This is a genomic window from Wolbachia endosymbiont (group A) of Clivina fossor (assembly GCF_964026865.1).
Classification (GTDB): domain Bacteria; phylum Pseudomonadota; class Alphaproteobacteria; order Rickettsiales; family Anaplasmataceae; genus Wolbachia.
The window spans coordinates 222,499-235,985 of sequence record NZ_OZ034707.1 but is presented as its reverse complement, the minus strand read 5'-3'; the positions used below and the strand labels follow the sequence as shown (position 1 = coordinate 235,985).

The window sequence follows — 13,487 nt, the reverse complement described above, 5'->3', positions numbered from 1 at the left end:
ACTCCCTTAATTCAAATTAATACTTTTTAACAGCGATTCAGTAGCCTTTTCCAAAGAAAAAGACTCCTGTCTTTCTGATCCTAAATTTCTCACTGACACAGTTTTACTTGTAACTTCATTTTTGCCTATAATCCATAATATAGGAACCTTGTTTGAACTATGCAAACGTATCTTATAACTAATTTTTTCATTGGTCAAATCAGTCTTGACTCTCACACCTTGTTCTTTTAAAATATTGCTAATTTCTGTGGCGTAACCGTCAGCTTCATTTGTAATATTCAGGATAGCAAGCTGTGTTGGAGCAAGCCAAACTGGAAATTTTCCTGCATAATGCTCTATCAAAATTCCGATAAAACGTTCAAAAGCTCCAAGAAGCGCTCTATGTAGCATGACAGGGTGATGCTTGTGCCCATCTGCCCCTATATAAAAAGCTCCCAGACGTTCTGGTAAAATGAAATCAACTTGTAATGTTCCACATTGCCAATTTCTGCCTATTGCGTCTTTCAAAACGAACTCTAACTTTGGACCATAAAATGCACCTTCACCAGGGCTCAGTTCATAACTCAAGCCCGCTTCTTTAATGGCTTCAAGCAGCGCTTTTTCAGCTCTATCCCACACTTCATCATTACCGGCTCTAATATCTGGACGGTCTGAAAATTTCACAGAAATTTCATTGAATCCAAGCTCTGAATATACTTCTTTTAAAAGGTCACAAAACTTTACAGTTTCAGAATTTACTTGTTCTTCCATACAAAAAATGTGTGCATCGTCTTGCGTAAAACCACGCACTCGCATCAGTCCGTGCAATGAGCCTGAGCTTTCATTTCTATGGCATGTGCCAAACTCTGCCATACGTATTGGTAGATCGCGATAGCTTCTGGTGTGAGAATTAAAAATCTGCACATGACAAGGACAATTCATAGGTTTTATTGCTAGCTTTTTGCTTTCAGATTCATCAACAATGAACATATTTTCACGAAATTTATCCCAATGTCCCGACTTTTCCCACAGTTCTTTACTTACCAAAATAGGAGTTTTTACTTCAAAATAGCCATTATTTATTAGCTTCTTTCTGATGTAAGACTCAAGAACATTATATAGAGTATATCCTTGTTCATGCCAAAAAATCTGTCCAACAGCTTCTTCCTGAATATGAAATAAGTCCATATCCTTAGCAATTTTGCGGTGATCACGTTTTTCTGCTTCTTTGAGACACTCAAGGTAAGCGTTTAATTCATCCTTATTTCTCCATGCGGTGCCATATATTCGCTGTAACATTGGACCCTTAGAATCACCACGCCAGTATGCTCCTGCAACTTTCATAAGCTTAAACGCTTTGACTCTGCCAGTTGAAGGAGAATGTGGACCGCGGCATAAGTCAACAAAATCGCCTTGTCTATAAACAGTTAGGTTTTCACTCTCTGGTATAGAGGATATAATTTCAACCTTATATTTTTCGCCTATACCACTAAAGAAATCAACTGCCTGCTTGCGAGTCCAAACCTCTCGAACAAATCTGTGATTACTTTTTACAATCTCTTTCATTTTCTTTTCTATTGCAGCAAGATCATCCGTAGTGAAGGTACGATCTGTAGCAAAATCATAGTAAAAACCGTCCTGAATTGTTGGGCCAATAGTAATCTGAGTATTAGGAAATAGCTCTTTCACTGCCTGCGCCATTATATGAGCAGCATCGTGCCTTATTATGTCCAAACCCACTTCGTCACTCAGTTGTATCACCTCTATCTCTGTATCAGATTCAATTTCACGTGAGAGATCATACAACTCACCGTTTACTTTCAATGCAACTGCTTCTTTCAAAGCATCCAGTTGTAATATATCAAAGCCAGTGACTTTATCGTCATATTCTTCTATTCTTTTTTCAGCTGGAAAAGTAATTTTAATCATTTATCGACCCTTTTGTCTAACCCTCTCTTTGTCATCCCAGTGCGTGACACTGGGATCCATCTTATTTTTATAATGGAAATTAGTTTAACGTATGCTCCTAAAATCTGTTGTCCATTGCACAAATTACAAATATTTTTATACCTGGATCCCAGTGTCACGCACTGGGATGACAAAAAAAGGAACACTGAAATGACAGAAAAACAGCACCTGGGTAACAGAGGAATGATTTGAAAGCTATAAATTTTTAACATCAGTAGTACGGTCTATTCTTTTTTAACCTGAGTGCAATTGCGTCTTCCCAAACTTCACCATTACGCAATAACTTTTCTTTATTGTACATTAGCTCCTCTCTTGTTTCAGTAGCAAATTCAAAGTTAGGACCCTCCACAATTGCATCAACTGGACATGCCTCTTGGCAAAGTCCGCAGTATATGCATTTTGTCATATCAATATCATAGCGTGTGGTGCGACGACTACCGTCTTCTCTTTCCTCTGCTTCAATAACTATTGCTTGAGCAGGGCAGATAACTTCGCATAATTTACAAGCTATGCATCGTTCTTCACCGTTTGGATACCTACGCAACGCATGCTCACCACGAAACCTTGGACTTAAAGGGCCCTTCTCCATAGGATACCTCAAAGTAACCTTTGGCTTAAACATATATTTTAATGTAATAACAAACCCTTTAATTAACTCTACAAAAGACCAATACCAAACTAATTTCTTGAGCATAAAATATTTAAAACCTATGTTGATAATTATAAATCATATTATCAGTTTTCAAAATAAATATTTTCACCTGAGTGACCTTTGCAGTTTTTTATATAATGTATTTATTAATATGATATTACTATAAACTAGCAAGATAGATAAAAATTTTGAATATTTTCAAATTAGGTATTTTGGTTTCTTAAGTGTAATATTGCTAAGTAGTTTATATAAATAATGACAAACACAAATGAAACTATTTTCGCTTTATCGACCGTATTGGGTAAGTCAGGAGTTGCAGTAATCAGAATTTCAGGCAACTACGCGCTTAAAGCTTTAAATCATTTTCATATTAAGAAAGAAATTAAACCAAGATTTGCTACTTTAGTTGATCTATATGATGATTCCAATCAATTGATAGATAATGGAATAATCATCTATTTCCCTGCTCCAAACAGTTTCACTGGCGAGAACGTTATAGAGTTACAAGTGCATGGAAGCAAGGCAGTCATAAAAATCATCTTGGAGGAATTATCAAAAATTTTTGTTATGGCCAGGCCTGGAGAATTCTCACTTAGGGCTTTTCTAAATGGTAAATTTGACTTAACGCAAATAGAAGGGATTGCAGACTTAATTGATGCTGAGACGAAAATGCAAGCTAAACAAGCAATTAAGCAGATATCAGGAGAATTGGAGAGACTATACAGCAATTGGAGGCAAAGATTAATAACGATACAATCCAAAATCGAAGCATATATAGACTTTCCAGAGGACATTTGGGCAGAAAAAAGTGAATTGAAAAAAATTAATAATGAAGTGCAATCTCTCGTGCAGTTGATACAAGAGCATTTAAATGATAATAGACGGGGCGAAAGGTTGCGTGAGGGTTTACATATTGTAATAACTGGTGAACCAAATGTCGGTAAATCAACTCTGTTTAATTTCTTAGCCAAGCGTGATATTGCTATTGTTTCTGAATATGCAGGCACAACAAGAGACGTGCTTGAAGCTCATATTGACATTGGCGGATACCCAATCATTCTCTCTGATACTGCTGGAATTCGTGAGAGTTCAGACCCGATAGAATCAGAAGGCATAAGTCGAGCAAAAAAGAGGTCTTTTGAAGCTGATCTAAGAATAGAACTATTTCCTTTTGAACAACGTTATAATATCAATTGCAACGTTGTAAATAGCGATACTATTTATGTATTGAGCAAAGCTGACGATGCAATTAATGACAGAAATATACTGATTGGCGGTGTAGATTTTCTACCTATTTCTATTTTAAAGGGAATAGGTACAAACAAGTTGATCTCTCTCATAAAAAAGAAGGCAGAGGAAAAATTTGGGCATGATAGAGACACTCCTGTGATTACTCGGCAAAGACATAGGAGTCACATGCAGAAAGCACTGGAACATTTACAACGTTTTAATATCGATAATCCAATTGAGTTAATATCTGAAGATTTGAGGCTTGCTGCATTTGAACTTGGTGCGGTGATTGGAATTATTAATGTTGAGGAAATATTGAGTAGTGTGTTTAGCAATTTTTGCGTGGGCAAGTAAAGCTTTTATAGATTGCTTAAAATCAAATGTTGTGATAGAAAAGAAATGGACGGATGGCCGAGCGGTTTAAGGCACCAGTCTTGAAAACTGACGTACGTGATGAGCGTACCATGGGTTCGAATCCCATTCCGTCCGCACAGCATCCCGCGATGTTAGCTGATTTTTAGAGCTTATTTGGACTATGTGGTTCATAACGCTGGAAATCTTATCTAATCTAGCCACATCTTTTAAAAATACATCCCTTTGTAAATTGACCTTATTAGCGAAGAAAGCTAATATCTATAAATAGATTACCATCTGAATATGAAAACCGATATAGTAATAATAGGTGCAGGGCCTATTGGAATATTCACTGCTTTTCAAGCGGGAATGCTTGATATGAGATGTCATATAATAGATGTTTTGGATCAAGCAGGAGGACAATGCACAGCTCTTTACCCAGAAAAGCCAATATATGATATACCTGGTTATCCTGTAATTACTGCCCAAAAATTAATTGAGCAATTAATGGAGCAAGCTTCACCATTTGAGCCTGTTTACCATTTAAGTCAAAAAGTGGAAAAGATTTCGAATAACTGTGATCAAAGCTTTACTATCATAACTAACACAGGTACAGAGGTAAAATGTAAGGCTGTTATTGTTGCTGCAGGTAACGGAATGTTTGAACCTAACCGTCCACCCTTAAGTGGTATATTAGAATATGAAAATCAATCTGTATTTTACAGTGTAAATAAAATTTCTGATTTTCAGGACAAAACTATAGTCATTGCAGGGGGGGGTGATTCTGCAGCTGATTGGACTGTAGAACTTTCTAAAGTTGCAAAGAAAATTTATGTGATACATAGAAGAAAGGAATTTCGCTGCACTCCTGAAACTAGAAATAAATTAGAATCACTTGAAAATGATGGAAAGATAGAACTGGTAGTGCCATATCAATTACACGAACTAGCAGGAGGTAATGGGCAGTTGAGCGCAGTGATAGTAAAAAACATTGCCTCTAAGGAAGAAAAAGAAATATCCGCTGATTCTTTGCTGCCATTTTTTGGATTGTCAATGAATCTTGGTCCAATAAACAGTTGGGGTATAGAGTTAGAACATGGCCGCATAATTGTCGACCCAGCTACACTTAGAACCAGTAGAGATAGAATATATGCAATCGGAGATATAGCTACTTATTCAGGCAAACTAAAGTTAATATTAAGTGGTTTTGCCGAGAGTGCCATGGCTTGTTATGACATATACAAAGTAATCCACAACTCTCCAGTCAATTTTCAATACTCGACTTCAAAGGGAATTCACGGGAAAGAAAGTGAGTAAATCTGGAATAACCCGGGGCATCTGTTTTCGAAGGCAGTTGCCTAAAACACAAAGATGTTACCCAAGTAGAAACGAAAAAACTTGCTTGACAAACTCCGCCAGCGCCCTTATCATGAAACTGAAGGTATTCAGTTATCTTCATCTGTGCAGATTAAACAGCAAAAAAACAACGTAGTTGGCGTCTTATTTTTAATTTTTTGCACTATGTGCACCTTATGTCTTCACAACATTTCTGGGTTTTTACCTACATAAGCTGAAACGCGCTTATAAGTCGTTTAAGACAGTATAGTACGCCAATTTGCAGGATTAGAGAGTGAACACTAATTACCACGGGGTTTCTTTTGCCTTTTTTTCTGCTTGGTAAATTTCTTAAACATTTAAACTAAGGTTAGTTGCATTTAAAAGCAGCTAAATTGCAGTGTTTAAGGCTTAAAAAACGCCAATACTGAAAATAGACAATGACTAGGGCTTCTTTTGCCTTTTTTTTCGTTTAGTAAATTTCTTAACGTTTGTAGCTAAACGACAACCGTCATCCCGCTGCTTGTTAGCGGGATCTATGCCAAGAGATACCGTGACGATATGATGTAGGACTGCTGTCATCCCGCTACGTGTTAGCGAGATACCGCGAATGAATCGCGGTATGACGGTGTAGATGATGGTTAAGTATCCCGCTACTTGTTAGCGGCTAAGAGATACCGCGACGGTATATTCGTCATCCCGCTACGTGTTAGCGGCTAAGAGATACCGCGGCGGTATATTCGTCATCCCGCTACGTGTTAGCGGGATCTCTTGTTAGCGGCTGAGATACCGCGGCGGTATGACGGTGTAGACGATGGTTAAGTATCCCGCTACTTGTTAGCGGCTAAGAGATACCGCGGCGGTATATTCGTCATCCTGCTACGTGTTAGCGGGATCTCTTGTTAGCGGCTGAGATACCGCGGCGGTATGACGGTGTAGATGATGGTTAAGTATCCCGCTACTTGTTAGCGGCTAAGAGATACCGCGGCGGTATATTCGTCATCCCGCTACGTGTTAGCGGGATCTCTTGTTAGCGGCTGAGATACCGCGGCGGTATGACGGTTAATTATTCTGCGGCGGTATGACGTAGGGTTGCACTAGCTATATCATGCATTTTATTAACCGACACTATAAACAACATCCTTACAATTATGAGATTGGACTACAACTTGCTCAAGCGTTAAGCTGCTGCGTTTAGCATCTTTACTGTGGTTTTCTCCAAGAACCTCTGTTCTTTCTTGTTTTATTTCTTCAATGAATTTCTTGTTAACGCTTTTAGTGTTAATCTTTTCCTGAGAATATATAAGGTTAGTGCAATTTGTTTTGTTATAATAATGCACGCCAAAACATACAACTAATAATGCAAGTACACCTGAGCCTATAAGCAATGATAACCCTATGTTATTAGTCAAAGGGTTTTGGTAAAATTTTTGTACGTTATTAACACCGCCTTCCGCGTACAGCAATAAAGGAAGTGCTATATTTGCAGCAACTACACCGGTCAGTAATGCAGTAAATAGTGGCCTATTGTTAATTACTGATTCTATTTTATTAGTTCTACTAATTACTTTTTCATCAATGTTAATGAAGTCGTTTTTAGATTCCCAAGCATTAAATATAAAATTTGAATGAGTGTTGTTGTTATACTCTAATCTTACAGATTTTATAGCTTTATTTTCTGGCTGATGCTTTAACACCTCATCTAAAATTCCATCCGCATTTTTTTCTTGAGTTTTATGCTCTGCAGTATCTCTAAATTGCCTTATTGCAAAAAGTATTGGACTAATTGCAAGCAACGCAGCAAGTGCGATAACTGGTATAGTGATATATTTTGGGCTGTTTGTAAAAAATGCAATAAATTTTGCTTTATCTTGTAAGTATAATAAAGCTGCAGATGTGCCAAGTATAATAGCACTTGCACCAAAAATTATAACGCTCTTCTGCTGCATGGCATACTTTGCTCTTGGCAAGAATCTGTTTGTTTTTTTGCTTGAGCTGATTAGAGGAGTTTCTGAACCCACTTCACTACTTTCAATGTCCGCATCATCTTCTGGTGTAAAAGGAGTTGGAGGTGTACCTGGATCACCAAATTTGTTACCGAGGAGTTTTTCTAATGTTTTATTACTATCCCAAGGGTCACTAAATTCCGTTTCTTGTGAAACTGATCTTTTCATTCCTGAGCTTTGATTATCTATTCCACTGTCTAAACTCTTTTTCGAAGATTTTGTATCTGGGTTTATAGTTGCATAAATAGGTTCTTCTGGTTCATTATCAGATGATCCTCCTAAACCTAAACTTGCTGTTGGTGATAGTGTATCTGAGGTAAAATTTTCTGCTCCTTCAAGCGATGCTTGTTTGGGAGTACTTGTCCTAAGTGCTGGTATTGGTGGAATTCCTGGCTTCGTCCCGTCATCTTCACCTATTGGTGTATAAGAAAGTGGTTTTACTGTATCTTGATCTTGTGTTCCTGGCATATTTACTCCAAAATTAATTACTATGCTGCATTGATTACGCTATAGTTATTAAGATGTAGTAAATACCAATTTATACCAAATCTCATAAATAAGTAGGCAAATAACTCACAGAACAAATGGTTTTGATCGAACTTTCCGTAATATTACGAATGAATGCACATACAGTATCCTCCAATAAACTAACAGAGTCATATATTCTATTTTTAATGAGATTGTCTTTCAAATATTGCCATAAACGCTCTACTGGATTTAACTCTGGTGAATATGGAGGTAAATAGATTAAGGTAATATTTTGTGGTATTTTTAAACCTTTGGATCTATGCCATCCTGCACAATCCACAACAAGAAATGCCTCCCTTGTTCCTAAATATTGTGACATCTGCTCAAGGAATATATTCATACAATCAGTATTGACGTTTGGTACGAATAAGCTAGAACTCTCTCCATTTCTAGGATTAACTGCACTATAGAGATAAAAGTTTTGCCTACCTAATTTTACCTTAACCTGTGTCCTAATGCCTTTTTTAAACCACCCGTGTCCAATCTTTGAATGTGTGCCAAACCGCGACTCATCGAAGAAAAATAGCTCTTTTTCGGGATACGTGACAATAGTTTCATTAAGATTTTTTTTTAAACTCTTCTTGTTTATTTTTATCCTGTTTATTGTGCACAGGCCTTGGAGTAATATACGAAAAACCTAACTTTTGCATCAGTCTATGTGCTGTAGACTTACTTACCTCAATAGAAAACATTTTCTCAATTATGATTTTTAATTTCTTAGCCGTTAGGTTGGCTCCTTCTTCTGCTATGACATTTTTAATTTCTTCTTGCTGCTTGTAGCTCAACTTCGGCTTTACTCCACGTCCTGGTTGTATTTTAAACGCATTGACTCCTCCTTCCTTAAATCTTGTAATCCACTTCATCAATGTAGTTCTAGTAATTCGGTATATTTGAACAACTTTTGTTATTCCATATTCTTTTGCAGATATTATTGCCTGTAATCTTCTTCCTATCTCTCCTCTTATGCCGTGCTTCTTTAATTCCAGGTTACACTTATTATATAATTCTTCTCCTATTGCTTTACTTTTTCCTGCCATAACTCCCCACTAATTCTTAAATTATTCTATTTTAGAAATTTTTCTTTATTCGTCTATTTATTTTTAGGAATTGGTATTACAGATAATGTATCTGCTTAGCAGAGTGGCAAAATAAGGTAGACGAGAAAAGACAACTATAGGAACAAATGGGTGTCATGCAAGTAGCTGACACTGGCATCCAGTCCTTTCACACAGTTCCATCAAAAACGTTGTAAAGCGCTTTCGTGTTTACCAACTTAGTGCCCAATCTGGATCCCAGTGTCAAGCACTGGGATGACAAGAAAGGGAGCACTGGAATTTTTGTTTCAGTATTTGTACATTAGCCATGCATCTGAACAGATACCGGATAATTATTAGTATAGAAATTGTCTATCAAAGATCCTTTCATTGAGTGAGTCATCTTTGTCAAAAAGCAGAGTGATTGTGTTCTCATGGTCTTTTTGTATTTTTATCTGTGATATATTATGAAACTCCTTGTAATCTGATACTACAAGTGCTGGACGGTTTTTTGTGTCGTTAATGTCAATTTGTACGATCGTATCATTTGAGATTAGTGCTCCATTCCAATGCCTTGGGTAATAGCTATTAATAGAGGTCAGTGCAAGTAAGTTTGAATTTAGTGGTAAAATTGGGCCACCGGCAGAGAAGTTATATGCAGTGCTGCCTGTGGGAGTAGATAATATTACTCCATCCCCTCTAAATTTTTCTACTTTTAGCTTATCATTAATAGTAATATTCATCTCTACTATTTGATTCGCTTTTCTAAAAACGTATACTTCGTTTACTGCTATGTAATGATATCTCTTGCCACTTGTGTCTGTTGCTTCCATTTTTAGCAAAGTTAACTGAGTTGAAGTTGCGTGCTCTATATGATCAATTAAATCTTCACTGCGACTAAAGCATTTATTCATCAAAAACCCAACATTGCCAGTGTTTACTCCGTATACGTGTGTGTTTTTGTTTTCTATAACGTAATTATGCAAGGTGCGTAGCATAAAGCCATCACCGCCAACAACTATCAATAGATCGATTTCGGACTTATTTTCTTCTGTTATATTGATAAAATTAAGTTTCTTTAATAGTTTAGATACTTCCTGCGATTTTAGTGACTCAGAAGCGATATAGCCTATATTTTTGTATTTATGCATGCTTCACTCTGAAAAAGAAGCGAAAAACTAGAAAATATCTCCATATTTATCGTTAAACTTAGCTAATTTGCTAGTTTTACTTGCTGACCCGCTTGTCAAACTTCCAGTCCATGCAGGGTGAGTGAGAGGATCCCTATCAAGTTTTATCTTATCACCTTCCTTTCCATAAGTGGAACGAGTTTCAAACTCTTGACCATCTGTCATGACTATAGTAACCTTATGATAATCAATTTCTGCCATTGTTGCTTATAAACTTTTAGTCAGTTAATATTCTAGTGAACTTAATTCACTAAGTCAATCATTATTCTAAAATATTGACAAAAAATAAATAAAGTAGTATATTTAATAAGGAATAAATAATAACTATCATGATTTTTGCTTTCCCTGGTCAGGGCTCTCAGTTTGTAGGAATGGGAAAGAGCTTATATAGTGAGTTTTCCGTTGCAAGACAAGTATTTAATGAAGTGGATAGCATATTGGGTAGAAAGCTGTCTCATTTAATCTTCAACGGTCCTATTGAAGAATTAACCATTACAGAAAACGCTCAGCCAGCTATAATGGCAGTGTCAATCGCGACGCTACGTGTTATCGAGCATGTGTTTGGTGAATCTCTTTTTTCTAATTATGGAATTAAATATGTTTGTGGACATTCAGTCGGTGAATATACAGCGCTATGTGCTGCAGGGGCATTAACTCTTGAGTCTGCAATCAAGCTGCTGAAAGTTCGCAGCGAAGCAATGCATGAAGCTTCTTTGAAATGTGAAGGGGGAATGGTTGCGTTGCTTGGAGCAGAGATAAATGAAGTGGAAGATATATTGAAATCAGTTCAAATTGACGGAATTTGTGAAATTGCAAACGATAACGGTGGCGGACAAGTGGTTATAAGTGGTACTAGAGAGGGTCTTGAAATATTACCCGATTTGCTCAAGAACTTGAACATCAAGAGATTAGTTAAGTTACAGGTTAGTGGACCTTTTCACTCATCTCTTATGAAACCTGCTGATGAAAAAGTTTTGGAATTTTTGGAGGGTATTAAAATAACCCGTCCTATAGTTCCTTTGATATCAAATGTTACAGCTAAAGAGGAGAGTGATCCCAAAGTTATAAAAGCTTTACTTGCTAAACAAGTCATAAGCAGAGTGAAATGGAGAGAAATGGTTTTGTATATGGCAAGCCGTGGCATTAACAAATTTGTTGAAATTGGCCCTAATAAAGTTTTATCTAATTTAGTCAAAAGGATTGACCAATCTATCAGTACAAAAAGTATAGGTAATATTGGTGATATAGACAGCTTCTTTAATGAATCATTAGTACTAACAGCGAAAAATTTAAAGTTGGGTTAAGTTAAAACACATCTATTTGCCAGCGCATGACGCTGCCTAGCTGGAATGACAGAGGGTAATGCAAGAAATCAACGAACTGCCTGTCATTTCATCCGGTTTCTTAATTCCAAGTAGCTGTAAAATAGTGGGGGCAATATCGGATAACTCCTATGATGTCATTCCAGTGCTTGACACTGGAATCTAATCTTTCACTATCAAAGATATTATTTTTAATATAAGATTACAACTTAATCTTTAATCTGGATTCCAGTGTCAAGCACTGGAATGACACCTTTCCGGTGTCTCAAACTACAACAGCTGTGCATATCCAGTTAGAGAGTAATGCAAAAAATTATACAATCAACGAACTACCTGTCATCTCATCCGGTTTCTTAATTCCAAGTAGCTGTAAAATAGTAGGGGCAATATCAGATAACCTTCCGTCTCTTAGTTTTAGATTATCGCAAGACACAATAAATGGCACTTTATTTAGAGTGTGTGCTGTATGAGGTGTATTATTTTCTTCATCGAACATACATTCCACATTACCATGGTCTGCAGTAACAATTAATGCAGTGTTGCTTGACTTTTTAACAGCACTCAGCACTTTCGCAAGACAATCATCTACAGCTAGCACAGCTTTCTCGGCTGCTTTTATATTACCTGTATGCCCTACCATATCAGGATTAGCATAATTTACAACTATCAGTGCGAATTCTTGGGAGTGAATTTTTTCTACAAGCTTTTCTGTGAGCTTGAAGGCTGACATTTCGGGCTGCAAATCATAAGTTTGAACTTTTGGTGAGGGAATGAGTATTCTTTCTTCACCAGAGAAAGGTTCTTCTTTTCCACAATTGAAAAAGAAAGTCACATGAGCGTATTTTTCGGTTTCGGCGATGCGTAATTGTTGCAATTTATTGTCTTCTATTGTTTGTCCTAAAGTGTTAGCAAAAGATATAGGAGGAAAAATATAAGGAATTTTAAGATCTTCTTTATACTTCATCATACTTAGAATTGAAGAAAATGGTTTTCGTTTACGACCTTCTGTCGTACGAGTAGTTTGACCATAGATTCCAGCGTCACGCGCTGGAATGACACCTGATTGGTTTAGTAAAATACTTGCTAATTGTATCATTCGATCAGCACGAAAGTTAGCCAACAGCACTCCATCTTCTGGTTTTATACCTTGATAGTCACCTATTACTGCGGGCCTGACAAACTCATCAGTTATGTTATTTTGATAATTTTCATCAATCAACGATACTGCATTATCATGACGAGGTGCCTTTGCAAATGCGATAGCCTCATAAGCTTCAATTGTTCTCTCCCACCTGTTATCACGGTCCATAGCATAGTAACGCCCAGAAACAGTAGCAATTCTTATGTCATTTCCCTTTATACTCTTTATAAATTCTTGAATGCATTTTTTTCCTGAATTTGGTAATGTGTCTCTGCCATCTAAAAATGCATGTATCACCACTTTGATTCCGCGCTGTGATATTTTATTTGCTAAAGTCGAAATATGCTTTTGATGCGAATGAACACCGCCATCTGACACTAATCCCACCAGATGGCATACTCCGTTCTTACTTTTTAGATTACTAATAAAGCTTTGTAGATTTGCATTGTTTTCTATTGTTCCAATTTCTTGATTAATGCGCTGAAGGCTTTGCATTACTACTCTACCACTGCCAATATTCATATGGCCAACTTCTGAATTACCTATTTGACCACCAGGTAACCCAACATCAGTTCCACAGGCGGACAAACTGCATTTTGGATAATTAGAGCTAATATATTGCCAACAGGGTGGATTTGCGTTGCTAATAGCATTATATTTACTGCTTTCTACTCCATTTCCCCAGCCATCTAGTATACATAAGACAACTGATTTAATGCCCATATAAGATTAACACTAGAATTTCACA

At 36.8% G+C, this 13,487-nt stretch carries 11 protein-coding genes and 1 tRNA gene; 5 read left to right on the top strand and 7 right to left on the bottom strand.

What is annotated here, in order from left to right; genetic code table 11:
- Positions 1 to 6: 6 nt before the first annotated feature.
- Together thrS and nuoI are read right to left on the bottom strand one after the other, a co-directional pair.
- Entirely contained in the window at positions 7 to 1,908 is a 1,902-nt protein-coding gene (gene thrS / locus AAGD99_RS01245; protein ID WP_341822366.1) for a threonine--tRNA ligase, read from the bottom strand.
- Between the two features lie 250 nt (positions 1,909 to 2,158).
- On the bottom strand, positions 2,159 to 2,641 hold the full coding sequence (nuoI, locus tag AAGD99_RS01240) for an NADH-quinone oxidoreductase subunit NuoI (protein ID WP_341822365.1): 483 nt from the start codon (positions 2,639 to 2,641) through the stop codon (positions 2,159 to 2,161).
- 213 nt (positions 2,642 to 2,854) lie between these two features.
- Between nuoI and mnmE the strand changes: the two genes are divergently transcribed.
- The 3 genes from mnmE (at position 2,855) to AAGD99_RS01225 (ending at position 5,500) form a co-directional block, all read left to right on the top strand.
- Positions 2,855 to 4,183 (top strand): tRNA uridine-5-carboxymethylaminomethyl(34) synthesis GTPase MnmE, encoded by a 1,329-nt coding sequence (gene mnmE / locus AAGD99_RS01235; protein WP_264328417.1) that lies wholly within the window; start codon positions 2,855 to 2,857, stop codon positions 4,181 to 4,183.
- 47 nt (positions 4,184 to 4,230) lie between these two features.
- Positions 4,231 to 4,318: transfer RNA gene (locus tag AAGD99_RS01230), tRNA-Ser, on the top strand.
- A 168-nt stretch (positions 4,319 to 4,486) separates the two neighbouring features.
- Positions 4,487 to 5,500 (top strand): NAD(P)/FAD-dependent oxidoreductase, encoded by a 1,014-nt coding sequence (locus AAGD99_RS01225; protein WP_341822364.1) that lies wholly within the window; start codon positions 4,487 to 4,489, stop codon positions 5,498 to 5,500.
- Positions 5,501 to 6,636: 1,136 nt separating this feature from the next.
- On the opposite strand, the gene AAGD99_RS01220 is transcribed toward AAGD99_RS01225, so the two are convergent.
- The 4 genes from AAGD99_RS01220 to rpmE all read right to left on the bottom strand — a co-directional run bounded on the left by AAGD99_RS01220 (position 6,637) and on the right by rpmE (position 10,477).
- Positions 6,637 to 7,992: a hypothetical protein gene (locus AAGD99_RS01220; RefSeq protein ID WP_341822363.1), complete on the bottom strand. Its 1,356-nt coding sequence runs from the start codon at positions 7,990 to 7,992 to the stop codon at positions 6,637 to 6,639.
- Between the two features lie 82 nt (positions 7,993 to 8,074).
- A protein-coding gene (locus tag AAGD99_RS01215; protein ID WP_341822251.1) for an IS630 family transposase occupies positions 8,075 to 9,089 on the bottom strand; the annotation gives its coding sequence in 2 pieces (ribosomal slippage) (positions 8,075 to 8,623 and positions 8,625 to 9,089; 1,014 coding nt in all).
- A gap of 353 nt (positions 9,090 to 9,442) precedes the next feature.
- Positions 9,443 to 10,237, bottom strand: a complete 795-nt coding sequence (locus AAGD99_RS01210; protein WP_341822362.1) for an NAD kinase — start codon at positions 10,235 to 10,237, stop codon at positions 9,443 to 9,445.
- Between the two features lie 27 nt (positions 10,238 to 10,264).
- Complete coding sequence (gene rpmE / locus AAGD99_RS01205; protein ID WP_253309449.1) at positions 10,265 to 10,477, bottom strand: 50S ribosomal protein L31; 213 nt, start codon at positions 10,475 to 10,477, stop codon at positions 10,265 to 10,267.
- Positions 10,478 to 10,605: 128 nt separating this feature from the next.
- Here rpmE and fabD point away from each other — a divergent pair, with 128 nt between their 5' ends.
- Together fabD and AAGD99_RS01195 are read left to right on the top strand one after the other, a co-directional pair.
- The gene (gene fabD / locus AAGD99_RS01200; protein WP_341822361.1) at positions 10,606 to 11,580 is read left to right on the top strand and encodes an ACP S-malonyltransferase; all 975 of its coding nucleotides are present in this window, start codon (positions 10,606 to 10,608) and stop codon (positions 11,578 to 11,580) included.
- A 58-nt stretch (positions 11,581 to 11,638) separates the two neighbouring features.
- Positions 11,639 to 11,764 carry a hypothetical protein gene (locus AAGD99_RS01195; protein WP_265026956.1) on the top strand — a complete coding sequence of 42 codons (126 nt, stop codon included), beginning with the start codon at positions 11,639 to 11,641 and terminating at the stop codon, positions 11,762 to 11,764.
- Positions 11,765 to 11,911: 147 nt separating this feature from the next.
- Here the strand turns inward: AAGD99_RS01195 and gpmI are convergent, their stop codons facing one another.
- Positions 11,912 to 13,462 (bottom strand): 2,3-bisphosphoglycerate-independent phosphoglycerate mutase, encoded by a 1,551-nt coding sequence (gpmI, locus tag AAGD99_RS01190; RefSeq protein WP_341822360.1) that lies wholly within the window; start codon positions 13,460 to 13,462, stop codon positions 11,912 to 11,914.
- Positions 13,463 to 13,487 lie beyond the last annotated feature (25 nt).

Coding starts and splice junctions, on each gene's coding strand:
- thrS (WP_341822366.1), bottom strand. CDS start 1,908: ATGATTAAAATTACTTTTCCAGCTGAAAAAAGAATAGAAGAATATGAC.
- nuoI (WP_341822365.1), bottom strand. CDS start 2,641: ATGCTCAAGAAATTAGTTTGGTATTGGTCTTTTGTAGAGTTAATTAAA.
- mnmE (WP_264328417.1), top strand. CDS start 2,855: ATGACAAACACAAATGAAACTATTTTCGCTTTATCGACCGTATTGGGT.
- AAGD99_RS01225 (WP_341822364.1), top strand. CDS start 4,487: ATGAAAACCGATATAGTAATAATAGGTGCAGGGCCTATTGGAATATTC.
- AAGD99_RS01220 (WP_341822363.1), bottom strand. CDS start 7,992: ATGCCAGGAACACAAGATCAAGATACAGTAAAACCACTTTCTTATACA.
- AAGD99_RS01210 (WP_341822362.1), bottom strand. CDS start 10,237: ATGCATAAATACAAAAATATAGGCTATATCGCTTCTGAGTCACTAAAA.
- rpmE (WP_253309449.1), bottom strand. CDS start 10,477: ATGGCAGAAATTGATTATCATAAGGTTACTATAGTCATGACAGATGGT.
- fabD (WP_341822361.1), top strand. CDS start 10,606: ATGATTTTTGCTTTCCCTGGTCAGGGCTCTCAGTTTGTAGGAATGGGA.
- AAGD99_RS01195 (WP_265026956.1), top strand. CDS start 11,639: ATGCAAGAAATCAACGAACTGCCTGTCATTTCATCCGGTTTCTTAATT.
- gpmI (WP_341822360.1), bottom strand. CDS start 13,462: ATGGGCATTAAATCAGTTGTCTTATGTATACTAGATGGCTGGGGAAAT.